General features: G+C 42.2%; 22 protein-coding genes and 1 pseudogene. 10 read left to right on the forward strand and 13 right to left on the reverse strand.

Annotation, left to right across the window (positions count from 1 at the left end; all coding sequences use genetic code 11):
* Nucleotides 1–320: 320 nt before the first annotated feature.
* Nucleotides 321–1,202, forward strand: coding sequence for a trehalose-phosphatase (gene otsB, locus F891_RS05105; protein WP_005251200.1), 882 nt, complete (start codon nucleotides 321–323; stop codon nucleotides 1,200–1,202).
* Nucleotides 1,159–2,592 carry a trehalose-6-phosphate synthase gene (locus tag F891_RS05110; RefSeq protein WP_005251198.1) on the forward strand — a complete coding sequence of 478 codons (1,434 nt, stop codon included), beginning with the start codon at nucleotides 1,159–1,161 and terminating at the stop codon, nucleotides 2,590–2,592. The genes otsB and F891_RS05110 overlap by 44 nt, the downstream gene beginning before the upstream one ends.
* A gap of 25 nt (nucleotides 2,593–2,617) precedes the next feature.
* Here the strand turns inward: F891_RS05110 and F891_RS05115 are convergent, their stop codons facing one another.
* Nucleotides 2,618–3,862: an MFS transporter gene (locus F891_RS05115; protein WP_005251197.1), complete on the reverse strand. Its 1,245-nt coding sequence runs from the start codon at nucleotides 3,860–3,862 to the stop codon at nucleotides 2,618–2,620.
* Between the two features lie 262 nt (nucleotides 3,863–4,124).
* Here F891_RS05115 and F891_RS17305 point away from each other — a divergent pair.
* Nucleotides 4,125–5,215, forward strand: a protein-coding gene (locus tag F891_RS17305) for an IS4-like element ISAba1 family transposase (protein WP_085940413.1) whose coding sequence is annotated in 2 segments (ribosomal slippage) — nucleotides 4,125–4,665 and nucleotides 4,665–5,215 — 1,092 coding nt in all. Because the reading frame shifts where the segments join, the coding sequence is not laid out codon by codon here.
* A gap of 41 nt (nucleotides 5,216–5,256) precedes the next feature.
* On the opposite strand, the gene F891_RS05130 is transcribed toward F891_RS17305, so the two are convergent.
* From F891_RS05130 to katE, 6 genes are all read right to left on the reverse strand, one after another.
* Complete coding sequence (locus tag F891_RS05130) at nucleotides 5,257–5,970, reverse strand: glycosyltransferase family 2 protein (RefSeq protein WP_005251195.1); 714 nt, start codon at nucleotides 5,968–5,970, stop codon at nucleotides 5,257–5,259.
* Nucleotides 5,967–6,581, reverse strand: coding sequence for a class I SAM-dependent DNA methyltransferase (locus F891_RS05135; RefSeq protein ID WP_005251192.1), 615 nt, complete (start codon nucleotides 6,579–6,581; stop codon nucleotides 5,967–5,969). Before F891_RS05135 ends, F891_RS05130 begins: the two co-directional genes overlap by 4 nt.
* Nucleotides 6,571–7,356, reverse strand: a complete 786-nt coding sequence (locus F891_RS05140; protein WP_005251190.1) for a PIG-L deacetylase family protein — start codon at nucleotides 7,354–7,356, stop codon at nucleotides 6,571–6,573. Before F891_RS05140 ends, F891_RS05135 begins: the two co-directional genes overlap by 11 nt.
* A complete protein-coding gene (locus F891_RS05145; protein WP_005251188.1) occupies nucleotides 7,344–8,330 on the reverse strand; it encodes a hypothetical protein in 987 nt (328 codons plus the stop codon). Before F891_RS05145 ends, F891_RS05140 begins: the two co-directional genes overlap by 13 nt.
* A 48-nt stretch (nucleotides 8,331–8,378) precedes the next feature.
* On the reverse strand, nucleotides 8,379–8,588 hold the full coding sequence (locus F891_RS05150) for a hypothetical protein (protein ID WP_004646201.1): 210 nt from the start codon (nucleotides 8,586–8,588) through the stop codon (nucleotides 8,379–8,381).
* A gap of 71 nt (nucleotides 8,589–8,659) precedes the next feature.
* Nucleotides 8,660–10,783, reverse strand: a complete 2,124-nt coding sequence (gene katE / locus F891_RS05155) for a catalase HPII (protein WP_005251185.1) — start codon at nucleotides 10,781–10,783, stop codon at nucleotides 8,660–8,662.
* A gap of 760 nt (nucleotides 10,784–11,543) precedes the next feature.
* Here katE and F891_RS05160 point away from each other — a divergent pair.
* Nucleotides 11,544–12,044: a Dps family protein gene (locus F891_RS05160; protein WP_004646199.1), complete on the forward strand. Its 501-nt coding sequence runs from the start codon at nucleotides 11,544–11,546 to the stop codon at nucleotides 12,042–12,044.
* 329 nt (nucleotides 12,045–12,373) lie between these two features.
* Here F891_RS05160 and F891_RS05165 read toward each other — a convergent pair whose 3' ends face one another.
* From F891_RS05165 to F891_RS05185, 5 genes are all read right to left on the reverse strand, one after another.
* Nucleotides 12,374–13,090 (reverse strand): ABC transporter ATP-binding protein, encoded by a 717-nt coding sequence (locus F891_RS05165; RefSeq protein ID WP_005251184.1) that lies wholly within the window; start codon nucleotides 13,088–13,090, stop codon nucleotides 12,374–12,376.
* A complete protein-coding gene (locus tag F891_RS05170; RefSeq protein ID WP_005251182.1) occupies nucleotides 13,083–14,306 on the reverse strand; it encodes an ABC transporter permease in 1,224 nt (407 codons plus the stop codon). The genes F891_RS05165 and F891_RS05170 overlap by 8 nt, the downstream gene beginning before the upstream one ends.
* Nucleotides 14,303–15,526 carry an efflux RND transporter periplasmic adaptor subunit gene (locus tag F891_RS05175; RefSeq protein ID WP_005251180.1) on the reverse strand — a complete coding sequence of 408 codons (1,224 nt, stop codon included), beginning with the start codon at nucleotides 15,524–15,526 and terminating at the stop codon, nucleotides 14,303–14,305. The genes F891_RS05170 and F891_RS05175 overlap by 4 nt, the downstream gene beginning before the upstream one ends.
* A gap of 329 nt (nucleotides 15,527–15,855) precedes the next feature.
* A complete protein-coding gene (locus tag F891_RS05180; RefSeq protein WP_005251178.1) occupies nucleotides 15,856–17,379 on the reverse strand; it encodes a M81 family metallopeptidase in 1,524 nt (507 codons plus the stop codon).
* Between the two features lie 31 nt (nucleotides 17,380–17,410).
* On the reverse strand, nucleotides 17,411–18,739 hold the full coding sequence (locus tag F891_RS05185) for an MFS transporter (RefSeq protein WP_005251177.1): 1,329 nt from the start codon (nucleotides 18,737–18,739) through the stop codon (nucleotides 17,411–17,413).
* Nucleotides 18,740–18,947: 208 nt separating this feature from the next.
* Here F891_RS05185 and F891_RS05190 point away from each other — a divergent pair.
* A pseudogene (locus F891_RS05190) lies at nucleotides 18,948–19,759 on the forward strand (LysR family transcriptional regulator).
* Between the two features lie 336 nt (nucleotides 19,760–20,095).
* Here F891_RS05190 and F891_RS05195 read toward each other — a convergent pair.
* Nucleotides 20,096–21,088 (reverse strand): Fic family protein, encoded by a 993-nt coding sequence (locus F891_RS05195; protein WP_005262447.1) that lies wholly within the window; start codon nucleotides 21,086–21,088, stop codon nucleotides 20,096–20,098.
* A 199-nt stretch (nucleotides 21,089–21,287) separates the two neighbouring features.
* Between F891_RS05195 and F891_RS05200 the strand changes: the two genes are divergently transcribed.
* From F891_RS05200 to F891_RS05220, 5 genes are all read left to right on the forward strand, one after another.
* Nucleotides 21,288–21,965, forward strand: a complete 678-nt coding sequence (locus F891_RS05200; RefSeq protein ID WP_005262448.1) for a cupin domain-containing protein — start codon at nucleotides 21,288–21,290, stop codon at nucleotides 21,963–21,965.
* Nucleotides 21,966–22,125: 160 nt separating this feature from the next.
* Nucleotides 22,126–22,854 carry a Fic family protein gene (locus F891_RS05205; protein WP_005262449.1) on the forward strand — a complete coding sequence of 243 codons (729 nt, stop codon included), beginning with the start codon at nucleotides 22,126–22,128 and terminating at the stop codon, nucleotides 22,852–22,854.
* A gap of 232 nt (nucleotides 22,855–23,086) precedes the next feature.
* Entirely contained in the window at nucleotides 23,087–23,941 is an 855-nt protein-coding gene (locus F891_RS05210; protein WP_005027406.1) for a hypothetical protein, read from the forward strand.
* 26 nt (nucleotides 23,942–23,967) lie between these two features.
* Nucleotides 23,968–25,395, forward strand: coding sequence for a hypothetical protein (locus F891_RS05215; RefSeq protein ID WP_005262453.1), 1,428 nt, complete (start codon nucleotides 23,968–23,970; stop codon nucleotides 25,393–25,395).
* A gap of 157 nt (nucleotides 25,396–25,552) precedes the next feature.
* On the forward strand, nucleotides 25,553–26,287 hold the full coding sequence (locus tag F891_RS05220) for an IS1 family transposase (protein WP_005262459.1): 735 nt from the start codon (nucleotides 25,553–25,555) through the stop codon (nucleotides 26,285–26,287).
* The last annotated feature ends 43 nt before the right edge of the window (nucleotides 26,288–26,330 follow it).

Consider the following 26,330-nt stretch of genomic DNA (forward strand, 5'->3'; position numbering starts at 1 on the left):
AATTAATTACAAAATACACATTCAAAAATAACGATTAAATAATAAATCTTATTATCTAAAACCCTGAAAAATAATCAATCCAAGAAAACTTTAAAATATAAAATCCTTATAATTTATTTTTAAAATTTATTAACAATACTGGATTTCTACCAAAATATTTCTAAATCTTACAAAGTAACTGTACTTGTTAAAAGTGTTTCGTTTCTGCACTTAAAGCCAGTCTGTTAAATGAAATATGTTATAAATTTAATCAGATCAATGAACATTCAGGTAGTTTTAACTTTTAAATCAATTTAATTTCAGAGGCTTAGGTAGTATTTATGTCGATTCTCAAAGAAGATCAAGACCTAGAAGATTCACTTGCTACATCTTCTTATATATTACCTCAAGTGATTTTAAATCAGCTCAAACCTATTATTTATTCTCACAAACTTGTTTTATTTCTTGATATTGATGGAACCATTTCTGAATTCCACCCAGATCCAGCAAAAAGTATAATTAAGAGCGGAACCTTAAATACCTTAAAAGAGTTACAACAATATATTCAGCTAATATTAGTGACCGGTCGCTCAATTGCACAAGCACAAAAACTTATTTATCCATTTGACTGGAATATTGCCGGTTCTCACGGTCTGGAATTAAGCTATCAATCGCGTTTAAGCAAGTTAATTGATTTAAATCCTGAACAGTTTGAATTATTAAAAAATTATATTACAGAACATAGTAATAATATTCCTCAGACTCGAATAGAAATTAAAGACTATTCAGTCGCCCTGCATTTTCGTGAACATCCCTATTTAGAGCATCAAGTGCATGCATTTGCCTTGAATTGTCTTACTCATTTTCAGGATTTTGAACTTAAGGCTGGAAAGTTTGTATTTGAACTGGTGCCCAAAGGTGCAAATAAAGGTTCAGCTATCCAACAAATCATTCAGCAATATCACTTAAATGATCATTACCCCATTTTTATCGGAGATGACCTGACCGACGAAGCCGGTTTTCAAGTCATCAACACATTCAAAGGCTGCTCTATCAAAGTCGGTACAGGCAACACCGTGGCACAACATCGCCTCGAAAACGTGACTCAAGTACAGGCTTTTCTAGCGGAATTTCTAGAAATACTGAAAGCACAACAACAATTATTATTGGAGAAATTACATGTCGAAACTCATAGTGTTATCAAATCGTGTAAATCTACCTAAGTCAGACAATACACAGGCAGGTGGATTAGCGGTGGCATTGCAGGATGCTTTGCAGGATATAGGCGGTATCTGGGTTGGCTGGAATGGATCCCGAGTTGACCAGACGAAAGAGCAGAAGTTTCAAATCCTGAAGCATCAAAATGTTGAATATCACACGAGTCCATTGACTGAATCCCAATATCAAGGCTTTTATTGTGGTTTTGCCAACAATGCATTGTGGCCGCTGATGCACGACCAGCATCAACTTGTAGATTATCAGCCGCAGGATTTTAAGATCTATCAGGATGTCAATTTACGCTTTGCCAAGCACCTTAAACAGGTAGCATCTCCACACGATATTATCTGGATCCATGATTATCATTTTTTAAGCGTGGCGCATTATTGCCGTAAACTGGGCATGCGTAACCGTATTGGCTTTTTCCTGCATATTCCCTTTCCTGAACTAAGGCTCTGGCAGACTTTACCCGCCCATCGCGATCTGGCACATCATTTCGCCAACTACGATGTACTGGGTTTGCAGACCTCTCGCGATCAGGAAAACTGTTTAAATTTCCTTGAACAGACCTTAAAAGTGCAGCATCGTCACAATGAAATCCTGAATTATCAATCTCGAAAGATTCATGTGAAATGCTATCCGATTGGTGTGCATCCTGTGCAACTACAGAATCAGGCCTCAGATACCCATCTGGAAAAGCTTCCCTTTGATCTGGATACAGTGCAGCCTTATAAAACCATCATTTCAGTTGACCGGATTGATTATAGTAAAGGCTTATTGGAAAAAATCGGATCGTTGCAGAGCTTGCTAGAAGATCAACCGGAGTTTAAAAATCAATTCCAGCAATTACAAATTGCCTGTCCATGCCGACTGGATGTAAAGACCTATAAGAACCTGTATACGCAATTTAAAGCTGCTGTGCATGAACTCAATAGCCAGCATGGCACAGCGGACTGGTTACCCTTCGATTGCAGCTATGATACTTTGGGCCATGAGGCCTTGATGCAACTGTATCGTAAGGCAGATATTTGCTGGGTAAATTCGATCCGGGATGGTATGAATCTGGTCGCCAAGGAATATATTGCTGCACAGGATCCTTTAGATCCGGGTGTCTTGATTCTATCTAAATATGCCGGTGCTGCTGAACAAATGAAAGAAGCCTTACTGGTCGATCCTTATGAGCATGACAGTATGGCTAAAGCTTTGAAGAAGGCGCTGCGCATGTCTAAATCAGAACGTTTGGAGCGCTATCGTTATTTAAGCCAAGGCTTGAAAAATTTCGATATTATTCGCTGGCGTGATCAGTTTATCACTGACCTGAAAAACTCACAAAGCTTGCGGATCTATCGCCCGGTGGCTGCAGGAGCTTCAAACCAGTTCAGTGTGCATGCCTAAATTTTTAAATAAAAAAACACCAGCATTAAGCTGGTGTTTCGTTTTGAAGAGGAGCCACAATCTCTTCGCTGTGTTGCACTTCGCTTGGGTCTGCAGTGAGATGATTCAAAATCACAATACTCAATAGACCAATTGCAATGACACTAAATACCAGACTCAATCCGATAATTTCACTACCGAAGCCGACCAAGGCTGGTCCAATCAACGAACCTGTATAAGCAAATACCGATACATAAGACAATGCCACATGTGAAGCCAAAGTTTTTTGACGTCCTGCACGGGAAAACATCAGCGGTACAATGTTAGCGCTACCTAAACCTAAAATCGCATAGCCTACCAATACCACCTGCCAGACTGGCGCAAAGACTACGGTCAATAAACCGGTTGCAGCCAAGAGTGCGCTTAACAGAATCGTATTTTTTTCACCAAACTGCTGAATAATCAAGTGACCGCTAAAACGTCCCAACACCATCAAACCCGCAAAGAAACTATAAGCCAGACCGGTTTGCGCCGCAGGCAGACTGAACTCAGTAGCAAGATAAATACCACTCCAGTCCATAGCTGCACCTTCTGACAGAAAAGCCACAAAACAGATCAGACCAATGCCTAAAATCGCCCAGGTCGGCACTGCTTTTTTCACCGACTGTTCTGATGATGTTTCTTCTACCGCCGTTTTTAGCTCAGCACCCAAGCTCAAAGGAACAGCAAATAAGGCAATAAGCAGCAAAATCACACTGACAATCACCGCACCAGTTAAAGGCGCCAAGCCGAATCCCATTAACATGGTCATGCCCAGTACGCCTGCTAGACCACCTAAACTACACACTCCATGAAAACCTGACATTAAACTTTTACCGAGTTTTTTCTCAATCTGTGCAGCCTGAATATTGACAGTCACGCCCAAAGCCCCGGCACTGGCACCAAAGAAAAACAGGCTGATTGCCATCATTAAATGATTCGGACTATAAGCCAGAGCAGGCAAAATGAACAAAAATGCACTGAGAATTACAGCCAAAACGGTACGACAACCTAAGGCATTGGCCAGTCGGCCAGCCAGTGGCATCGCCAGCATTGAACCGATTCCGGCACACAGCAATAACAGGCCAAAATCAGCATGATTTAATAATAGGCGCTGCTGTGCATATGGAATTAAGGGTGCCCAAGCCGCAGTACTAAAGCCCAAGCTAAAGAAGCACAACGCAGTCGCTATTTTCTGCCATAGATATGGTGATGGAGACTGAATTCGAGAAAGCAGTGTTTGATTGAACATTGTATTACCAAAAAAGAAGGCTCAGGCATCCATTACCGATCATCCATAGAAAAACCCCACAGACTTATAGTTGAAATATATAAGTATGCGGGGCTGAATTTGCGTGAATTATAAACAGAATAAATTTAAATGGAATAGTTTTTAGAACCGAATTTTAAGATTTTTTACAAGTATCTGATTGTATAAAATTTCTCTGTACACGACAAAAATAGATAACTCATTGAAATAATGTCATAATAATTGTTTTCTAACGACGAATACTATGACACATCTCAATGAGTTATATCTTATCTTAAACAAATATCTAAAATGGAACAAGTCACATTTAAAGTGCTTTGCGCTCATCATGCTTGTGATTATTTTAAAGCAAACATGTAATCTTTCTTCTGCATCTAAAGCCTTGCCCATCAAGTGCTTACCACAATCATTTTATCGACGTATGCAGCGCTTCTTTGCAGGTCAGTATTTTGATTATCGTCAAATTTCTCAGTTGATTTTCAATATGTTTTCATTCGACCAAGTGCAACTGACTTTAGATAGAACCAATTGGAAATGGGGAAAACGAAATATTAATATCCTGATGCTCGCAATCGTTTATCGTGGAATAGCGATACCTATCCTTTGGACATTGCTTAATAAACGTGGAAATTCAGATACGAAAGAGCGTATTGCTTTGATTCAACGCTTTATAGCCATTTTTGGTAAAGACCGTATTGTGAATGTGTTCGCAGACAGAGAGTTTATCGGTGAGCAGTGGTTTACATGGTTAATTGAACAAGACATCAACTTCTGCATTCGTGTTAAAAAAACTTCATTGTCACCAATCATTTAGGAAAGAATCATAAAATTAGTGATTTATTTCGCCATCTTAAAGTTGGTCAAATTGAATGTCGTAAACGACGGATTTTGGTTGGTCGGGTGAAACTATATATAAGTGCACTACAGTTAGAAAATGGAGAGCTTTTACTCGTCGTTTCTCCTCAGTTTAATGCCAATGCTATTCAGGATTATGCATTACGCTGGGAAATTGAAACCTTATTCAGTTGTCTCAAAGGACGCGGGTTTAATCTTGAAAATACGCGCTTGACAGACCCTAGACGAGTGAAAAAATTGATTGCGGTGTTAGCTATAAGCTTCTGTTGGTGTTACTTAACGGGTGAATGGCAACATGATCAAAAAAAAGCGATAAAAATAAAGAAGCATGGACGACTCTCAATGAGTTTATTTCGCTATGGTTTAGACTATGTTCAAATGGCGATTCAGCGTTTAATTGGTTTTGGGAAAAAAGAAGAGTTTAAGGAAATTTTGGCAATTTTAAGAAGGCAGAACCCTGATAGGATAAGGGTTCTGTGAAATTTGTCGTGTACAGAGATAAAATTTATAGTTTTATGCTTTTATTTGCACAGGCTGATCGGTTTTTTAGCGGCCTGCTTAAGCTCAAGTTTTTGCAGAAAATGGGCAAAACCTGCAGCAATTTTTGAGCTGAGACGACTGCTGGTGGTGACTCTCAGTTGATTCGACCAGACAATCTGCGCGCCGGCTTTTTCTAAACGACGGATGAAATCGACATCTTCATGACAGTCCAGTTGCTGAAACCCATTGACCTGTATATAAGCCGAAGCTTTAAAACACAGGTTTGCGCCATGAATATGCCGATGTCCCATGCTGTCCTGATAATGTCGGAGATAAGCCTGACGGGTTTTCCGGCTTAAATGATCCCATTGATCCAGCTCGACTACACCACAAATCGCATCGGTGGGTTGATGCTGTAACATCACCTGAAACCAGTCGCACTGTACGAATGAATCGGCATCGGTACAACAAATCCAGTCACAGCCCTGCTCGATCATTTGCTGAATCCCCAAATGGCGTGCCTTACCGACATTTCGGAAGTCGCAGCTCATAGCCGGAATGCCCATTTGCTGAACTTTAACGGCGGTGCTATCAGTACAATGGTCCAAGACCACGAGAATCTGGATTTCAGGAAGATTTTCTATTGTTTTAAAATATTGAAAAAAATAAGTTTGTGCTGATTTTAAGGCTAACAGACAGCGTTCAATATAGGCTTCTTCATTACAGGCCGGAATCACCACACCGATTTTTTTCATCTTAAGCCCTCCTGCTCTGCTACGGATTGCGCTGAATTCAGCCAGAGATCTATCAAAAAATCGGAATCCTGCAAACTTAAACGATGGGAATAGTTTAAATGCGCTTTGAGATACTGATGGACATCTTCACCATTTAAGCTAAATCCTGAGATTGGCGCGCGCCAATGACAACTCAAGATACATCCACCCGGTTCCAGTGCAGTATGCAGCCATGTCAGCACCTGTTGCAGAGCAATCGGGTTTAGATAATATAAAATCTCACTGACGACAATGAGCTGAAATTTCTGTTTGGGCAAATCATCTGGCACGATCCGCTGTAACACCTGCACATGTGAATAATCTTGTAAACGCTGTTGAGCCAACTGGATCGCAGTATCATTGGCATCCAGACACATTAAGCTATTTGTCCGCTGTGCCAGTTCCTGACTGAAGATGCCGTTACTGCAACCAATTTCAATCGCAGAGTCAAATTGCAAGCTCGGCAAGACCGCCAGACAAATCTGCCGTTTGCGCTGTTCATACCAACGCTGTTCATATTGCCAAGGATCTCCCTGATTCAGTGCATATAACGCATCGAAATATTCCTGATCATAGGCTGCTTTACTGTTCATACAGATACACCTCCCAGGGCTGTAAAATACGTTGCAATGCCTGCTCAGGCAGAATCGGTGATTGTTCAATCGTTGGATCAAGCTCGATCTGGCTCTTAAAACACCGCGCAGCTCGAGACTTATATTGCAATTCTTCCTCAGTTAATCTGAGTTGATGAGCGACGGTCCAAGGAATTCTGGTATCTCCAGGTGTTGCCCAATGCCATGCCCAAATCAAGACTTGAATACAGGGCAAATGAAGTTCAGTCGCCAGCTGCTGTGTGACCTGCCCTGTAATTTCATGATCTGGATGTCCATCATGAACAAATGTGCTAATTAACACATCATTCGGCTGCAGATAAGATTGCAGATGCTGTTGCAACACATCCCGCTGTTCTGCCACCTTGCCATCCTGAATGTCTAAAGCGATCCGCAGAATATTCTGTTTTAAAGGCAACGCTTCCAAAGCTATTCGTGTTTCAGTAGGACGAATCTGGTTCAACTCTTCGGGAGTATACAGACTAGAGCCCGGATGACTGGCCGTTCCGTTGGTAACAGCAAAAAGTACGATTTGATAGCCAAGTTTGTCCAGACGCTGAATCAGACCTCCACAGCCCAAAATTTCATCATCAGGATGAGGGGCAATGATGCAAACCCTGGCATTCGGTGGAATAACCTTAGGAATATCGAATTCCGGCATCTGTTGCAGGATCTGACAGGAACGCCATTCTTCAAGCCTTGTGCCTTCACCATGGATGACACGATCCCCTACAATCTCATGTCTTATAACGTCCATAATTGTTCCTCCTGTGCAGTCAGCTCGCCAATCCGCTCCAAGTCAAATGCAGCATGACTTTGACGAATAAATACCGGAAGATCTGCTGCAAGCCGAGCGAAATGCGGATGCTCACAATACGGCCCAGCACCAAGTGCCTTACCTACATGAGTTAGTACATTTAAGGCAGTCGCTTCCACCTGAGCACGTAGGCTACGAATCTTTAACTCATGTGCGTGTTGCGGTTGCTGATCAATCAATGCAGCAACTTGATAAAATAAGGACTGTGTCGCTAAAAGCTCCCGACTAATTTCACCGAGATACATGGCCTTATAGGCATGCGGTTTTAACAATACTGCCTGTCTTAAATATTCAGCCAAACGCACGGTTGCGCCATACCAGCACGCGGCCACACCTGCGGCGCCATGCCAGAATCCGGGCCGATCCAGATAGGCATTTGGAGCTGCGACTTTTTCCACCTCAACATGATCCAGTTCCAGCCGGGCAGTCAAGGTATGCTGCATGCCCACTGCCTGCCAGGCATCCTGATGATGCTGAATGCCTTCTTGCGACAAATCTAGAATCAGTAATTGTGAATATTGCTGCTCATCACGGTGAGTCAGCAGACCGTGTTGCACCCAGACCGATGCAGAACACCAAGGCTTAATTCCGCTTAGCTTTCCTGCTTGCAATGTTAAAGGTTTGGGGCCACCTTCTGCTGCCCATACTGCCCATAAGCCTTTTTGTTCTACCGGAATATTCAATTCATGCAAAATGGCCAAGGCGTCCAGATGGGATTCAAACAATTTGCCTAGGGTCAGATTGCTTGCCGAAACCTGACTAAGCATCTGCCAGCGTTTTAAGGTGGCTCCGGAAGCGGGATAAGGCACCTGATCGGAAATCGCCACCAGTTCCATTAAAGTGTGCTGAATTTTTTCTTGTAGCTCCAGAGGAGAGTTTTCAAATCTTTGTAATATTGAACCGAGGTTCTGCATGCGGTTCCTCATAAAATACAGATAATGTTGTTGTGTTTTTAAAGTCAGTTAATGAGAAAGCTTGCGCATTTGTTTTAAACGTGTGGTCAGCCCTAATACCTTACGCCGTGTATTAATCTCTTCTTCATTGAAACAGAGCTGTTGCATCAGTTCAGTTAGAGGCAAATGATTATGCTCAATGAGATAGATATCCTGCTCTCTGCTCCATTTGGTTTGTTGTGCTTGAGCCAACAACTTTTTGACATCCGGTCTCACCATCTCTTCATCCATTTTAAAACCATCAGGATAGAAGCCGGAGCCTCTATCCTCTAAAATATAAATTAGATCGTTTAGGCAGGAATTGCTTCTGCAATCGCTTCACGCGCCCAGACACGATGGTTCAGGATCAAAGTCTTGAAGCTATCTTGTACTGCTTCAAACTGTCCGTTTGCCAGAGTTCCTTCATCGCTAACCAAACGCAGATCTTCAATCAGCTTGCCTTTATCACCCAGGAACACGATTGGTTTTAAATGCTTGTAGGCTTCCAGCAGATAATGAGTCGCCACACCGTCTTTCATTACCACATCGTAATTATCACCGTCAGCAATCACCACGGCATCATAGGCAATGGATGGTTCTGCTTTTTGCATACCATCGGAAGGAATCACCTCGCCTTGCTGACCCAGTACCGGGCCCGGTTTTGGGGTCAATACATCGACCACAGCCCCTTCTGATTCTGCCCAAGCTTGAACAGCTTTGATACTGGCCTCATTGGCCTTGTCGTGCACCAATAGCGCAATTTTGCGTGCCTTAATATCTTCAGGTTTAAATGCCTCAAAAGATAAACGTGGTGAAACCTGCACCTCTGGCAATTTTGCCGCCTTTTTCTCTGACGGAATTTCAATACCCAATTGGTCAGCAACCTGCTGTGCCAAGTCCAGATCGATATTACACAGCACTTCAAGTACTTCACGTTCACGAATATATTTGCGCTCCACCTTGCTCAGCTCGAAGACATAGGCATCGACAATGTGCTTTTGCTCATGTGGTGCCTGGCTGCGGTAGAAAAGACGGGCCTGACTAAAGTGATCACTGAATGATTCGCTACGCTGACGGATCTTGTGTCCATCAATACGTTCCTGATAGCTTTCAAAACCACCACCTTGCGCTGCAGGCGGAGTTTCAGCCGGCCAGTTATTGTCAATCGAGTTCGGCTCATAACTGGCTTGACCAGTATGCACAATACGCTGATGTAAACCATCACGCTGATTATTGTGGAATGGACAAACCGGCTTGTTGATTGGAATCTGGTGGAAATTTGGACCACCTAAACGGCTAAGCTGAGTATCGGTATAGGAGAACAATCGTGCCTGTAATAACGGGTCATTGGTAAAATCAAGTCCCGGCACAATATGTCCCGGACAGAATGCTACCTGCTCGGTTTCACCGAAGAAATAATCCACATTACGGTTCAGTACCATTCTGCCAATCGGTGTCACTGGCACCAGTTCTTCCGGAATAATCTTGGTTGGGTCCAGCAAGTCGAAGTCGTACTTCATCTCATCTTCTTCTGGAACGACCTGTACACCCAGTTCCCATTCCGGATAGTTACCGGAGGCAATCGCTTCATATAAGTCACGACGATGGAAATCCGGATCTTTACCCGCCAGTTTTTGTGCTTCATCCCAGACCAGTTGGGCTAGACCCTGTTTTGGCGTCCAGTGGAATTTAACAAAAACCGCTTTATTCTCGGCATTGATAAAACGGAAAGTATGTACACCAAAGCCTTGAATGGCTCTTAAATTACGCGGAATACCCCGATCCGACATGGCCCACATCACCGCATGTGCAGATTCAGGCACTAAGGAAACAAAATCCCAAAAAGTATCATGTGCAGATGCACCGGTAGGAATCTCGGTCTGTGGTTCAGGCTTGACCGCATGTACAAAATCCGGGAACTTGATCCCATCCTGGATAAAGAATACCGGCGCATCATTCGCTACCAGATCGAAGTTACCTTCATCCGTATAAAACTTGGTGGCAAAACCACGGATATCACGTACCGTATCTGCTGAACCACGTGGTCCCTGTACGGTAGAAAAACGCACAAATACTGGCGTTTGCACACTGGTATTGGTCAGGAAGCCTGCCTTGGTCAGTTTTTCATTCCCCGGATAAGCCTCAAAATAGCCATGTGCGCCGACACCGCGGGCATGCACAATACGTTCTGGAATTCGCTCATGGTCAAAATGGGTAATTTTTTCCCGAAGAATAAAATCTTCGATCAAGGTCGCACCGCGAACGCCTGCCTTGAGACTGTTCTGGTTATCGGAAATTTTAACCCCTTGATTGGTGGTGAGTGCCTGCTCGGTCGCATCACTGCGATATGCGTCGAGCTGCTCACTTTTTTTATTGGTATTTTGTTTGTCTAAACTGTCTTTACCAGTCGCGGGGCTATTGGCCTTAATTTTCATGATGTATTCCTTGCTGAGCTTGAGTTTAGTTCAGATATTATTGGTCTATCTCAAAGTCGCTTGAGCTGATATGTTGCATGGTTTGACCAATCAAACTCATCCCGCAAGTCAATCTGCTACAGCCGATCCTGTATCAGCCTCATATTTCTTCTGAATATGCTGACTCGAAGCATTTTCGCTTTTCTGGGAATATTGTTATTGGTTTCGCCTGTGTCCTAACATAACTGCATTTGAGAAAGAGATTTATTATTGTTTGTAGTGCCTTGTTTAATTAAGGCAGCATTGTGTTATTTTTTATAAATTTCGGGTTTATTAACGATTAAGATTTTCATCTAAGTTATTTATTTAAAATAAAATTTTAAAATATTACAGAGATGTTTCGAAATAAAGACTCAGTGGAGTGATATGTGATCTTGCTCATAAATAAGCGTCATAACCTAACACGATGTTTCAATCCTGAAATGATTAGGACTTTTTTAGAAGTTCAATTTGCTATGAAAAATTAACGTGCTACCGCTGAGGATGGTCAGAACTTGACAGAGTTAAATAGTTACAATCCAGCGCCCTGCTTATACATAATGACTAAACTTCCTGCCTTTATATTGATCTAATATCTATAACTTATAACCACTTAAATCTCTTAGCCTGTTCAGATCAAATACAAAGTCATAGAGATCATTTCATCTCTTGACTCGGGCTTCGACTACATCCGACTTTATTTTAATACACATTATCGCCTTAAGTTTGAAGGAGTAAGAGCATGGCCTCTTCTAAAAAAGAATCTAAAGCAATGAAAATTGATATCGGAATTTCGCATGATGATCGCGCCAAAATTGTCGACGGTTTATCCAGACTTTTAGCAGACAGTTATACCCTGTATTTAATGACCCATAATTTCCACTGGAATGTTACCGGCCCCCAGTTCAACAGCCTGCACAACATGTTTATGACTCAATACACTGAGCAGTGGAATGCGCTGGACATCATTGCTGAACGTATTCGGGCTTTGGGTTTTGCAGCACCCGGCACTTATAAACAGTTTGTAAAACTCACCTCCATTAAAGAAGTCGAAGGGGTGCCTAAAGCCGAAGAAATGATACGTTTACTGGTAGATGCACATGAAACTGTGGCACGTACCGCCAGAAGTATTTTTTCGATCATTGAAGAAGCCAATGATCAGCCGACTGCTGACATTCTCACGCAAAGACTGGAAGTACACGAAAAAACTGCCTGGATGCTGAGAAGTAATCTGGAACAATAAAATCGGATTGAATCTTTGAGATCAGGCTTATTCACAGGATGAAATGGAAACTTGCGGTAGTACCATTAAGTTCAGTTTCATCCTGACGCTTTCAATAGGTATGATTTACCGGCGCTCATTGATTAGATCAACCTGAAAAACACAATCATTAGAATTCAACTGTAAAATTTTAAGGATGTAGGCAATCGCGTACATCCTTTTTTAACAAACAGGTTGTTTCCAGATTATTTCAATCTCAGATATGGCTATCATTTTTTGAAAGCTATAAATCTGAAATATCTTTTCTATCGCTTCAAAAAATTAGCCCTCCTGGCTCCTTGCAGTACAGCTTAATCTTCAGGAGAATTGCTCGAATCGCTTTCAATCCGGCCATCGACCAGATTAATGGTGCGATCACAAGTAGCGGACAGGCGCGGATCATGCGTGACCAAAAGTACGGCGCAGTCGCGTTCACGATGCACTTTACGAAACAGTTCAAACATATCAGCCGCGGTCTGGGTATCCAGATTACCTGTCGGTTCATCGGCCAATAATAATGCCGGCTCAGTAATCAAGGCCCGGGCAATCGCCACCCGCTGCTGCTGCCCTCCAGATAATTCATTCGGTTTACGTTCAGCAAATTTTTCCAGCCCTACTGCCGTCAATAAATCACGTGCACGTTGCATTGCCTGCTGATTCGGTTTGCCATGCGCCATCATTAAAGGCATGAGAATATTATCCAGTGCACTAAAGGCCTGAATCAGATGGTGAAACTGAAATACAAACCCGATGCTGTTACCGCGAAGCGCTGTACGACCGGTGTCATCCATCGCACTGGTAGGTTGTCCCAACAAATACAGCTCGCCACTCGTTGGTTTATCTAGCAGTCCCAGAATATTTAATAAGGTACTTTTACCAGAACCGGAAGGGCCAATGAGTGCAGCAAAGTCGTTGCGATCAATGCGCAGGTCAATGCCATGCAAGACCTCCACTTCATTGGGCTGGCCAATATTATAAGATTTTCGCAGCGCTTCCAGACGCAGAACTTCCTGAGATTGCTCAGACATGACGAATCGCCTCCACCGGATCGAGTGCCGCGGCCCGACGTGATGGCACTGCTGCCGCCAGTACGCCTGTTAATGTGGCCAACAATAGTGCCAATATCACCAGTTCAATCGAAATTGGAATATAGAATAATCCCGGCCCAAAATTATTAAATACCCATACCAGACCATAACTGACTATGCTGCCCAGCACTGAACCGAGCAAGCCAAAGATTGCACCCTGAAACAGAAAAACTCTCAGGATTTGCGATTGGGTTGCACCCGTCGCCCGCAAAATACCAATTTCCCGGGTGCGCTGCACCACACTGACGGACATGACGCTGGCAATCCCGAAAGCCACCGAAATTGCGACAAAGACAATAATCATATTGGTGGACAGGTTTTGTGCAGTAATGGCATTCATCAGTTGGGCATTGGTTTCAATCCAGCTTTCGGCTTTTAATGAGGTCAGGCGTCCGACTTGTGCTGCAACCTGGTCTGCTTCAAAAATATTGGCAATGGTCAGATCAATGACTGTTACTCCGCCTGGCAGGCCGAGTAAGGACTGCGCCTGCTTGAGATCCAGATAAACATAACGCGCATCCAGTTCGCGCACGCCCAGCTCAAAGATACCGGCAATATTCACCAAGGCACTGTTCTGTTGGCCAGTATCCAGTCGCAACTTGCTGCCGACCTGAACACCGAGGTCTTTGGCCAATTGACTGCCAATCAGTACATCATCCGCGCCAACCCGCAACTGACCACTGGTTAAATATTCTTTTAATGGAATGATCTGCTGATAACGCTCCAAATTCATCCCGACCAAGGCCACTGATTCGATCGCATCACCCCGTTGTACAAAGGCAGGACCAGACACTACCGGCGAGACGGCGGTCAGTACAGGCAACTGGTCTAGTGTTTCGGTAATCTGTTGCCAATTATTGATCGAACGCAGGCGCTGTGCCCGTTTGTCTTCCTGCAATAATTGCACTGTTCCGGCGGGAGGTGACACAATCCGGTTGACTTCATCCGGTGACAACAGGCGTATATGCGCCTGTGTGCCTAAGGTACGTTCGACAATATTGGCTTGCAGCCCCTGAATCAACGCGGTGATAAAGACGATTACTGCCACGCCCACGGCGACCCCGATGGTGATCATGATGGACTGCGCGCGACCCTCGCGCAAAAAACTGACCGCGATTTTCCATTCGATCCAGAGCCGCCCGAATAAGTTTTTCAATCGAAGTTCACCGGTAATTCATTTTTGCTATTGGCCGTATCAGCAGAATTCAGCAATGAGCTCTGTTGTGGTTTTAAGCGAACTCTGGTGCCATCCTCCAATGAAGATTCGGCATCTGCCAGCACCTGATCACCCTCGCTCAGGCCGGATTTCACTTCTGACATGGCCAGGCCACGCAAACCTAAAGTAATCTGCTGACGCTGTACTTTTCCATCACGTACCATTAAGACCACAGCTTTATCTCCCTTGATACTGCTTAAAGCATCATTCGGAATAGCCAGTGCCCGTGCTCGTTTGGCCGTCTCGACATTCACCGATACTGTCATGTCCTGACGCAGAAAATCTGGTACGAGATTGACAGTTAACCTGACCTCTACCGTACCGCGCTGTGGGTCAATACTTGGAGCAATAAAGTTGATCCGGGCCGGGAAAGACTGATCCGGATAGGCATCGCTAATGACGGTCGCATTTTGCTGCAAGGCCAGTTGCGGTAAATTCCGCTCATCTAGCGGTACCCGGATTTCTGTATTCCCTGTTAACGCAATGGTAAATAAAGTTTGTCCCGGCTGAACCAGATCACCTGGCTCGACATCGCGTGTCAGCACTGTGCCAGCGACCGCCGCCCGAATCTTGGTTTTGGCCAGTTGAGCCTGTGCCACTGCAAGCTGTTCCCGAAGCGACGCTTCTTCGACTTGACCCGCAGCCAATGCGGATGCTTTTACCCGGGCTGTCTCATAATTATTACGCGCGACTCTTTCTGCTTCCACAGCCTGTTCGACCTCTTCCCTCGACAGGATGCCGGCTTCTGCATTACGTCTACGTGCTGCTTCTCGGCTGGCCTGCTCCAGCTGGGCTTTGGCACTGGCCAGTTCTGCTGCAGCCTGTGGCCGTCGGCTGCTTGCCAATTCGGTCAATGCCAGCTCGGCCTGTCTGACTTGGGCCAGCAATTCATCCGATTTCAATACCACTAGCAGATCACCCGGTTTAACCTGATCGCCTTCCTGCACCAGACGTTGCAGAACCACACCACTAATTTCACTGCCTACCTGGGCACGTGAGACTGTCGCAACACGTCCGGTCGCAACAACATTTTGTACCAGCGGCATGGCACTCAGCGTATAACTAGGCACCACTGGCCCCTGCCACCAGCGAAATAGAGCAAACCCTACTGCCAGTAGCAATACGATAATGAGCAAAATTTTATAGCGGGCAGCGCGCAATGAGAATCTCCGGTTGATTCGTCTAATTTGAAATAAGAAAGTCAAAACTGTATTTGTTTTTTTCCTAAGGTTTAATTTACAACAAGTTTCTAATTGGAATTATAGGTATTTTGTTGAGTTTGAAAAGAATGTTGAGTTCCTGTCCACTTTTTTGAGCTAGCTTAAGTCGGTGTCAGTCAAGTTCATCTATGGCAGATCCAGACACGGAATCAAGTAACAGAAAATTGTATTAAGTTTAAGGAAATGGAGATGTGATCAAAAAACAGGCTAGATCATGATAGAGCTTGCCTGTTCAATCGTTTGGGTGTTAATTGAATATTAGTTAAATATTAGACCGTACGACGCAATGGCTGATCACGCTGCGCCAGACTTTCGCCCATTGGCACGAGTCGTCTATCAGGCTCAATCTTTTGCCAAGGCAGGTCATTCGGGTCTGCTTTCATGGCCCCAGGCGCTTTTGCGACTAAAATGGCAGCAGCCATGTCCTGAAAATCTGCACGAAAATGTACCGAGCTTTTCACTACAATAATTGATTTATCTTCAGGCACAACACCAAAAATTCTAAACATATTACGATCGAGCAACTGGGCTTTGTAAGAGCTGACTGCAATTTCAATACCGTCTATTTCCAGTAATATACTCGGGCCGATATCCGCCTCAACGCCATGCATCATGGGTCCGCCATAGCTGAATTTTCCATCGCTATAGGCTTTGATTTTAAATTCAGCGCTAAATGGGGCATCCCCGACAATACCCGATGTTCCACCCAGTTGCGCATAAAAATGCTGACCAAGCTCAAACTGATAGGCTTGTTGCACCACCGCGGGATCGACAATGAGGCCAATCAATGCATTTTTAACCGGATGTCGATATAGCGCCGATAACATCCCGGTCGTATTCGAATCACCACCGGCTCCCGGATTGTCCTGAGTATCGGCAATCACCACGGGTTTGGCCGAATAATGCTGTTGATAAAGTTGAATTGCCTGCTGCACGGCATGATCTGGTGATAAAAAATCCATATTCCAATGCGCTTCTTGTTGCAGCACATGGTCGATATAGCGTTGCATGGCCTGATCTAACTGCTCAGCGTTTTCACTATAGCCCCAGATACAACCGCCACATTCCTCAAAATCTGCCGCCGGAAAACCCGGCGTAAAATTCATCTGGACAGGATTATTTTGTTCTAGCTGTTCGAGTAAATTCATACAAGACTGGGTAGGTTCCAGCTCGGTACATTGTGCATTCAACGCAATCAAAAACGGTAGCTTGTACATTTTCTTATACAGTTTTTTGCCCTCGAATATTTGATTCAGCAGTTGGGCACAGCGTTGTCCAGTTTGGGCCATATCTACATGCGGATAAGTCCGATAGCAAATCAATGCATCACTATGAGCAAACATCGCTTGCGTGACATTGGCATGGAAATCCAGACTGGCAATTACCGGAATGTCCGACCCGACTGCTTCACGAACCCGTCTTAACAATTCCCCTTCACCATCATCCACCTGTTCACTAACCATGGCACCATGCAGATCCAGATACACCGCATCTGCCGGATGCTGCTGGATGCTTGCAATAATTTCATCACAGATCCGTTGGTAAGTGTCCTGCTCTACATGCGCTGAAGGTGAAGTGCCAGCCCAGATTACCGGCAAAAGTTGATAACCGAATTGTTCTGCTTGTTGAATAAAACCGCCAATCGGAATGTTCTGTTCCCGAAATTTCAGGACATCTGCGCCGCGGCTAAGCGGAGGAAATCCCCCGCCCTGGACAAAATCCACATATCTTGCTTTGGTCGGGGCAAAGGTATTGGTTTCATGTTGAAAGCCCGCAATGATGATTTTCTTCATATCTTGAATCCTTCCTATGCTGCATGATTGATTATTTATCGACGATTAAGGCAGCGCGTGTTACTTGCTGGGAAACAACTTGCTTTTTCAGTCTGAAGGCATAGATCAGGAAAGTGCCTCCGAGCATCATGATCACAGCAATCGTGAACCAGCCTGCCAGCATGGAACCGGTCATTGACTGCGCCATGCCCATAATATTTGGACTGACAAAACCACCGAGTAATCCGATACTGTTAATCAGGGCAATTCCGCCTGCTGCCGCACTACCGCTTAAGTATTTCGATGGAATCGACCAGAAAATGGTATAGGCACTAAACATAAAGGCCGTTGCGGTACAGATCGCAATAAAGGACAGCAGGAAATTCGCACTGATCACCGACAACATCAAGCTGACTCCGGCCAATACCGTAGGCACTACACAATGCCATTTCCGTTCCTGCCATTTGTCCGAGCTGCGGGCAAAAATGATCATGAAAATTGCACCGCATAAATATGGAATCGCCACCAGCCAGCCAATCATCTGCAAATTCTGGATACCGCCCGATTTCAATAAAGATGGCAGCCAGAAACCAATCGCATAGATCCCACAGATAATGGTGAAGTAGGCCAAGGCCATGAAATAGATCCAGGGATCCTTCAACACCGCTTTAAAATTGCTATGACCAGTTGCAGACTGATGCTGTGAAATTTCTTTTACCAATAAGGCTTTGTCCTCTTGAGACAGCCATTTTGCTTGTGAAGGATGATCGGTTAAATAAAAGTATGCTACGCAGCCCAACAGCACGGTTGGCACAGCTTCCAATAAAAATAACCATTGCCAGCCAGAAAGATTATAAATCTGATGAAAAGTACTCATGATTTGCGTGGATAATGGTGCACCTAACATACCAGCGAGTGGCCCGGCCAGCATGACGATCGCCATCACACGTGCCATGCGTGCACCGGAATACCAATAGGTCAGATAGAAAATCATGCCCGGGGCAAAACCGGCTTCGAATACACCTAGTAAAAAGCGCAAGACATAGAACATCTGCGGGGTGGTGACAAATAGCATCGACATGGAGGTCAGGCCCCACAAAATCATGATGCGGGTAATGGTTTTTCTGGCGCCGACTTTTTCAAAATACAGGTTGGTTGGCACTTCAAACAGCACATAACCTAAAAAGAATATGCCGGCTGCCATGCCATAAATTGCATCGTTAAAACCCAATTCCTGCTGCATTTGCAACTTGGCAAATCCGATATTGATCCGGTCCAGATAAGCAAAGAAATAACATAGCAATAAAAATGGCAGCAGGCGCCAGCTCACTTTCTTGTAAATCTGGTCTAACCGTTGTTGACGGGAGGTCATTAAATCCATCTAAAACTCCTTTTTATCTAGATCTTCTTATTGTTCAAAAACAATGTAAGCATGCTCCTGACTTGATAACAATGTAATTTATTAGGCATACTGATGCTTTAAAAGCATCAGAGTTTTTATGGACAGAAACTTGCAATTCCTTGCGCCACTGAACGGAATCAATGAAAAGCGTTTGCGTTATTTCTATACGGTGATGATGTTTGGCTCGATGCGCAAAGCGGCAGATATCCTGAATATTGAACAGTCCGCCATGAGCCGACAAATTCAACTCTTTGAATCAGAATTAAAAATAAACCTGTTCAAACGTAAGGGACGGCATATTATTCCGACTGAAGCCGCCTATCTGGTACTTGAGTATTTTAAGGAAAATAAGAATCGTGAAAATGAATTATTTGACAGTTTATTTCAGCTGCAATCTTCTCAACTTGGCAAAGTGAACATTGTTTCAAGTGAAAGTTATATGCAACACATGATTTATGATGTACTTCGACATGTGCACCATAAATATCCAAATCTTGAAATCCAGTTAGAATTAATGAGTGCCCAGCATGTAGTACGACATATCGTGGACAGCCTAGCGCATATTGGACTTGCGTATAACCCCCCATTTCATACAGACATCAGCACCATTGCCCATAAAACAGAACCTTTTATTCTAGCTGTTCCTGCCTATCTGAAATTTCAGCCTATAAATTTGCCTTAATGCCTGTGGGGCATGGTTTTCGTCAGCTACTCGACAGTGAAATGGTGCGCTTACAAGTGAACCTGAATATTAGCCTGGCCACCAATTCTATTTATGCCTTAAAAAATTATGTGGTGGCTGGACATGGGATTTCCGCCATGCGCTATGCAGATATTGCAGATGCAGTAAAAGAAGGTCAGGCCGTTGCCTTAACTCTTGATTCCGAGCTGTGCAATACGGCTCAGACCCAATTGATGGTTCGTAAAAACACTCATTTGTCAGAGTCGAAGCATTTATTAATCGAGCGTATTCGTTCTAGTTTTGATTTGATCTTTTAAATCGCTTATAAAGTTTAGGTAATAAAAAAGCCACTTAGATAAGTGGCTGATTTATAACAAGAATTTTGGTGGAGGTGGCGTCAATTGAACTCAAATCCTAACCTATTCATTCTAAAGCTTTTTTATTGAATAAAAAAATTCATTGACCCAATTTTGACCCAAATTAGATTTAGTGCATTGAATCACTTTAAAATCTTGTTCAAATCCGAATTGAGGATTTAAAGTGGCGTACGGCATTATAGCAGAACATTATACTTAAAGATAAATACAATGTTATAACATTACAATTAGCTCATTATGATAGTATAGTAATAATCACATCAACCTCAGCATAGTTCAATTTTTTAATTTGTACTTTTGCTTAGGACTCTTAGGCTTATCAGGGAGGGTACGTTCAATCACACCTGCTTTTAATGCTGGAGTTAAATAATTTTTTTGGAATGTGGCTCGATGGGACAAGTCTAATAGAGCCATAAGCTCAGTTAAGTTATATTCTTTCTGCTCCATATTCTGGATGAGACGTTTAACTTGATCGCTAACTTGTACGCTAGCTTGAGCGGTATCTTGATCGCTGGCATCAGAACTAAGTATTGCATCTAGAATCATCTGCAAAATAAATTCAATAAAAGGTGCAGAATCTGAACGATCTGTGCTCGCTTGCAATGCATCGTAATAAGCTTTTTGGTTTTGATAAATCAAGCTTTCTACAGGGATGTTGAGAAAAATAGGATTCCACTGGCTTAAGATTAAAGTTTGCCATAAACGCCCCATCCGCCCATTGCCATCAGCAAATGGATGTATAAACTCAAATTCATAATGAAATACTGAACTCTGAATTAATGGGTGCTCATTACCTTCAGCCAACCACTGTAATAACTCTCTCATTAAACGCTGGACTTGATTTGCAGGCGGAGCCATATGCACGACTCGATCCCCTGACATCACACCAACACCGCCATGACGATACTGTCCAATTTCATCAATCAGTCCTGTCATCAATATTTGATGTGCTTTCAGCAAATGCGATTCTTGATCAGGATTCCAATCTTGAATTTCTTCATATGCCTTTAGGGCATTACGTACCTCTTGAACTTCTTTAGGTGGAGCGATAATGGTCTTGCCATTCAGGATCGCTGTGATTTGCTCTGTACTCAAGGTATTTCCTTCTATCGCTAAAGACCCTTGAATCGTTCGAATACGATTGGCTTTTCGCAATTTAAGGCTATCTTGGATTTGAGTTAATGCAGTCAAACGCCCTATTGATTCACTAATTTGTGCAATCAAGTGAATAATTTTAGAGGTGATCGTATAAGGCGGTTGATATTTCATGCCATTCCTCATTGATGTAAAAACAAAGCACAGTTGATTAAACTCTAAAATATTAATATTTCATAGCTTAGTGAGTAATATCTGCTATCAACATGCTTATCTTTTCTGAAACAGTGAGCTCACTAATCGCTATTTCTTTTAAAATAAACCTGTGCATTCTCGTTAAAATACGTAGGTTTCTTCATTACAGGACAACATTATGTTTATTCATGCCGACTTCTCACAACCCGTCATCATCAAGCCAGAGGATTACCATTGGGTAAAATCTCCAGGAGGTGAAGTCGATAGAATGATGCTTGATCGTATTGGCGATGAGAAAGCACGTGCAACTAGTCTTGTGAAATACGCACCAGAATCTGCCTTTCCTGAACATCAACATCCTTTGGGTGAAGAAGTCCTCATATTGTCAGGCATTTTTACCGAGAATGCTGAAGATGATTATCCGGCAGGCTGGTATTTACGTAACCCCCATCATTCAACTCATCGGGTTTCCAGTAAAGCAGGTTGTTTAATCTTTGTGAAACTGATGCAAATGACTGAACATGAGAGAGAACCAACCCGGATTAACACCAATGACTTAGCGAATTGGAAGCTTACCCAACGTCGGATGATATGCCCGCTATTTCAATCTGAACATGAGCAGACCTATTTAGAAAAGCTAGAACCTGATCAAATTTTCGTAGAGAAATCAGAACAAGGGATTGAATTGTTCATTATTAAAGGTCAATTATTTTGCGGCACTGAAATATATCCAGCAGGTTCGTGGGTCCGTCTTCCCCTCAATAGTGCTGCTAAATTTCAGGCAGGTCCATCAGGTGCAACGCTTTATGTCAAAACTAGTCATCTACAACATGCCATAGATGTATGGGTGAAATGAACAAGAATGTATCTTCGAAATAAGGCTGTCTTGTGTCTAGAATACTGGAAGCCTTCCAATTACTACTTTTATAATCAATAAAATGTAATGATATATCACTACATTTCTGATATTTCTTTTTTCATGTATTATCGACTAAGACAAATTCAGGGATAAGGTAATGTTTGAAACTATTGATGATTTAAAGAAAAAATTAGATCAACATCGCCCTCTTTCTCCATCAATTGTAAAAAATTTACAAGAAGATCTTATTGTCCGTTGGACCTATCATTCAAATGCAATTGAAGGCAATACACTCACCCTGCTAGAAACTAAAGTAGTACTCGAAGGTATTACTGTTGGCGGAAAGGCATTAAGAGAACACTTCGAAGCGATCAACCATAGAAATGCAATTTACTATGTTGAGGATATCATTCAGAAAGAGGAGCCTTTTTCTGAGTGGCAAATTCGTAATATCCATCAGCTTATCTTAAAGAATATTGATGATAATGCTGGACGTTATCGTCAGCAAAACATATTGATTTCAGGTGCTACAACTACACCACCGGACTATACATTGCTCAATGACAAAATGACTCAGCTAGTCGACTGGTACAACTCAGAGGCACATAAGCTTCATCCGATTGAACGTGCAGCCAAAGTACATGCTGATTTTGTAGGTATCCATCCATTCATTGATGGCAATGGCCGTACATCACGTCTATTGATGAATCTTGAATTGCTTAAAGCTGGTTATCCCCCTTGTGTAATAACAGTTGAAAACCGATTGGCCTACTATGAGGCCCTAGATCAATGGATGGCTTATGGAAAAACTGAAGCGTTTATACAATTAGTCTCCGCTGCTGTACTAGAAGGGTTTAAACCGTATCAAGTTGTTTTAAATCTTTAAAATAAAAATTAGCTTGTAATGTATCTTATACAACAATATCAAATATAGGGGTAAAGTATTCACTTTACCCCTAATGAATTTTAATTAACCTTGTAATTCATAAACTTATTGTCAACAACTCGAAATGTGAATATTGAAAAATTATTCAAAAATATCAGATTACATTTTTACCAAAAATAATAACATACATGATACATTACACACAAAATACATAAATATGTAAGAGGGAAAAATGTTAAATGGCGATTTAAAAAAAAATGCTATTGCTCAATTTGAAGCCACAAAAAGCGCTTATGAACACCTAGGACAAAAAGTAGGATTACAGTCTGAAAAATTAATGAATCTTCGTAAAAATGATGGTCATAACATTATTACTAGAATCGAAGCACTTTTTAGTGGTATCGCCAATAAACCTAAAGAGTTTGATAAAACATTCAGTGAATATAAAGCTGAATTTAAAGTTTTTAACGATATTCTCGATAAGATTAAGGAAAACGCACGTCAAATTGATATACAGGCTGGCGGTACTGCTGGAGCTGGAGTAGCTGCTGGGGCTGGTGTTGTAGCTTTCGCCCCAACCGCAGCTATGGCAATTGCTACTACTTTTGGGACAGCATCTACAGGTACCGCTATTTCTGCTTTAGGAGGGGCAGCAGCTACTAATGCTGCCTTAGCTTGGTTAGGTGGAGGTGCTCTTGCTGCAGGTGGTGGTGGTATGGTTGCAGGCAATGCCTTATTAGCACTTGCAGGACCAGTAGGCTGGGCAATTGGCGGTACGGCATTAGTCGGAAGTGCACTTTTTGCACGCAGTAGAAATGAGAAAATCGCTAAAGAAGCTGATGAAAAAAGAAAGGAAATCGAAGTTCTAAATAGACAGTTTAGAGCAGCATCTTTAGAAATAGAAAAACTTGCGGAAGAGACCCAAAAGCATATTGTGGGGATGCAATCCCAATTAAGTACATTAGATTCAACACTTATCACACTTGATTATAGTCAACTGGATAGTGGTCAGAAGGCACTTATGATTTCACTGAAAAATCATGTAGAGAGCTTATGTTTACTTATGAAAAAGAAAGTTGAACTCTAATTTAATTAAATCATCAGGCAATATTAATGCAAACAACTTCAGTACAAGACCAGATTTCTAGTGCCATAGTCGATGGCATTAATGTTGCTCGACTACAAGATAAAATTACTCAACTTAATCTGCAGGATCAATGTTTCATTAATTCAATGAAGCATGTTGATCAAGTCCGAGAATTTATTGGCACACCTAAAAATATTTTAGGTAGCGATCTTACTAAACATGGAGAAATTGCCGAACATGTTGAAGTTGGTATTCGCAATGCAAGAGATGCTCTTGCAGGTGATACTGTTAGAGCGACCTTTGAGGGGGTGGGACGCACTGCGCCCGAAGATTATTTGATTGATGGAATTCAGGTTCAATCAAAATTTATTAACGGTTTGGGCAATAATCTTGAACATGTACTCAAGCATATGGACAAATATGAAAACTTCGGTCGTGACAGATCTTATTATCATATTCCAAAAGATCACTATGAATTGATTTCTAAAATTCATCGCGGTGAATCTATTGAAGGTTTAAGTCAAAAGACAATCAATTCTATTCAAGCAAAAATTGAAGAAATCCAAACCAAGTCTGGACAGCCATTTAATGAGGTGGTTCGTCCTGGAGTATCTGATTATGCTGAAGTTCAACAAGGTCAAGTGCATGAAACATTAAATAAGCATAGTGCTGACCTCGAACAACAAAATGAAAAATTGAAGGATATTATTCACGATAAACATCAAGCCAACTTAACAGAAGGGCTAAAAGCAGCTGGAACTGCTGCAGCTGTCGGTGGTGCTATTGCCCTAAGTTCCTCTTTATATCTTAAATATAAAAATGAAGGAAAAAATTTATTTAAGGGTGAGCTGACTAAAGAAGATTGGAAAGAAGTTGGATTAGACACAGCTAAAGCATCTGCATTAGCGGGTGTGACTGGTGCTGCAGTTTATGGTTTAACTAATTGTGCGGGGTTAGCTGCTCCCCTAGCTGGTGCATTTGTTAGTGCATCAAAAGGGGTAAGCTCATTAGTACATGACTTTTACCAAGGGAAGTTAACTTTTGAAGAATTTCAAATGAATTCAATTTTTGTTTGTGCTGATAGTGCAGGTGTTGGTCTTGCTGCGCTAGCAGGACAAACATTCATCCCTATACCGGTCTTAGGTGCCGTCATTGGTTCAATCGCAGGAAAGTTTGTATGTGAAATTTTATTAGGCGAAGATAAGAAGCTAGCACAGAAGATGGAAGCCTCCATGCAACTTTTTTTAGCTAAGGTTGATGAAGTTTATATAAATGTCATAAATAAAATTAATACTGAATTTGAAAAAATTGCTGATTTAAGAAGTAAAGCATTTGACTTAAATACTAATATTTCAATTATAGAGTCCAGTATTATATTGGCTCGTGCTCATGGAGTAGAGGAATCTAAGATATTGAAATATGAAGATGATTTACGAAGTTTTTTGTTTGACTAAAACAATTGGACATCTGTAAAGTAAATGAACTAAAGCAAATAAAAACCCAGAGTTTAATAAATAATTTTCAATCAAATTGCTTGATTAAAATGGTATCTGGTGGTGTTTCAAAAAGTATGCTGAAACAAAGCAGGTTGAATTTTGATAAAATAGAGAAATGCGAATAACTCTAGAAATCAAATGTCCAACCTGCCTCAGTGACAGTATAAAGAAAAATGGCATCAAAGTAGATGGGAAACAAAACTATCAGTGCAAAGACTGTAAACGTCAGTTTATTGGTGACCATGCTCTGAGCTATCTAGGATGTAATTCAGGCATTACTCGAAAAATATTACAGTTGATGGTCAGAGGTAGTGGTATACGAGATATCGCTGAAGTTGAGCGAATCAGTATCGGTAAAGTTTTACGTACTTTAACCGAATCGACCTACCAAATTCAGCCTAAACAAAGTCATTATGAGTCTCTTGAAGTTGATGAGTTTTGGACTTTTGTGGGAAATAAAAATAATAAACAATGGCTTATTTACGCCTACCATCGAGAAACAGGTGAGATTGTTGCTTATGTTTGGGGTAAAAGAGACTTAGCTACAGTTCAACGATTGAAGACAAAGCTTAAACAATTAGGTATTCACTACACCCGAATTGCAAGTGATCATTGGGACAGTTTCATAACTGCTTTTAAAAACTGCAAGCAAAGTATTGGTAAATTTTTTACTGTAGGTATTGAAGGTAATAATTGCAAAATAAGGCATCGAATTAGGCGCGGTTTTAGAAGGAGTTGTAATTTTTCAAAAAAGATTGAAAACCATTTTAAAGCTTTCGACTTAACCTTTTTTTACATTGTCAACGGCATTTTAAAATTGACCCCTTTTACCTTAAAAATGGCGAAGTAAAATTGACCCCTTTGATCTCGTATTAAGTTTCAACCTGCGGCTG

This window comes from Acinetobacter sp. CIP 101966, from assembly GCF_000369725.1.
GTDB lineage: Bacteria > Pseudomonadota > Gammaproteobacteria > Pseudomonadales > Moraxellaceae > Acinetobacter > Acinetobacter lwoffii_Q.

What these genes read in the sequence shown, in the direction of transcription:
- otsB (WP_005251200.1), top strand. Translation starts at nt 321, where the DNA reads ATGTCGATTCTCAAAGAAGATCAAGACCTAGAAGATTCACTTGCTACA.
- F891_RS05110 (WP_005251198.1), top strand. Translation starts at nt 1,159, where the DNA reads ATGTCGAAACTCATAGTGTTATCAAATCGTGTAAATCTACCTAAGTCA.
- F891_RS05115 (WP_005251197.1), bottom strand. Translation starts at nt 3,862, where the DNA reads ATGTTCAATCAAACACTGCTTTCTCGAATTCAGTCTCCATCACCATAT.
- F891_RS05130 (WP_005251195.1), bottom strand. Translation starts at nt 5,970, where the DNA reads ATGAAAAAAATCGGTGTGGTGATTCCGGCCTGTAATGAAGAAGCCTAT.
- F891_RS05135 (WP_005251192.1), bottom strand. Translation starts at nt 6,581, where the DNA reads ATGAACAGTAAAGCAGCCTATGATCAGGAATATTTCGATGCGTTATAT.
- F891_RS05140 (WP_005251190.1), bottom strand. Translation starts at nt 7,356, where the DNA reads ATGGACGTTATAAGACATGAGATTGTAGGGGATCGTGTCATCCATGGT.
- F891_RS05145 (WP_005251188.1), bottom strand. Translation starts at nt 8,330, where the DNA reads ATGCAGAACCTCGGTTCAATATTACAAAGATTTGAAAACTCTCCTCTG.
- F891_RS05150 (WP_004646201.1), bottom strand. Translation starts at nt 8,588, where the DNA reads ATGGTGAGACCGGATGTCAAAAAGTTGTTGGCTCAAGCACAACAAACC.
- katE (WP_005251185.1), bottom strand. Translation starts at nt 10,783, where the DNA reads ATGAAAATTAAGGCCAATAGCCCCGCGACTGGTAAAGACAGTTTAGAC.
- F891_RS05160 (WP_004646199.1), top strand. Translation starts at nt 11,544, where the DNA reads ATGGCCTCTTCTAAAAAAGAATCTAAAGCAATGAAAATTGATATCGGA.
- F891_RS05165 (WP_005251184.1), bottom strand. Translation starts at nt 13,090, where the DNA reads ATGTCTGAGCAATCTCAGGAAGTTCTGCGTCTGGAAGCGCTGCGAAAA.
- F891_RS05180 (WP_005251178.1), bottom strand. Translation starts at nt 17,379, where the DNA reads ATGAAGAAAATCATCATTGCGGGCTTTCAACATGAAACCAATACCTTT.
- F891_RS05185 (WP_005251177.1), bottom strand. Translation starts at nt 18,739, where the DNA reads ATGGATTTAATGACCTCCCGTCAACAACGGTTAGACCAGATTTACAAG.
- F891_RS05195 (WP_005262447.1), bottom strand. Translation starts at nt 21,088, where the DNA reads ATGAAATATCAACCGCCTTATACGATCACCTCTAAAATTATTCACTTG.
- F891_RS05200 (WP_005262448.1), top strand. Translation starts at nt 21,288, where the DNA reads ATGTTTATTCATGCCGACTTCTCACAACCCGTCATCATCAAGCCAGAG.
- F891_RS05205 (WP_005262449.1), top strand. Translation starts at nt 22,126, where the DNA reads ATGTTTGAAACTATTGATGATTTAAAGAAAAAATTAGATCAACATCGC.
- F891_RS05210 (WP_005027406.1), top strand. Translation starts at nt 23,087, where the DNA reads ATGTTAAATGGCGATTTAAAAAAAAATGCTATTGCTCAATTTGAAGCC.
- F891_RS05215 (WP_005262453.1), top strand. Translation starts at nt 23,968, where the DNA reads ATGCAAACAACTTCAGTACAAGACCAGATTTCTAGTGCCATAGTCGAT.
- F891_RS05220 (WP_005262459.1), top strand. Translation starts at nt 25,553, where the DNA reads ATGCGAATAACTCTAGAAATCAAATGTCCAACCTGCCTCAGTGACAGT.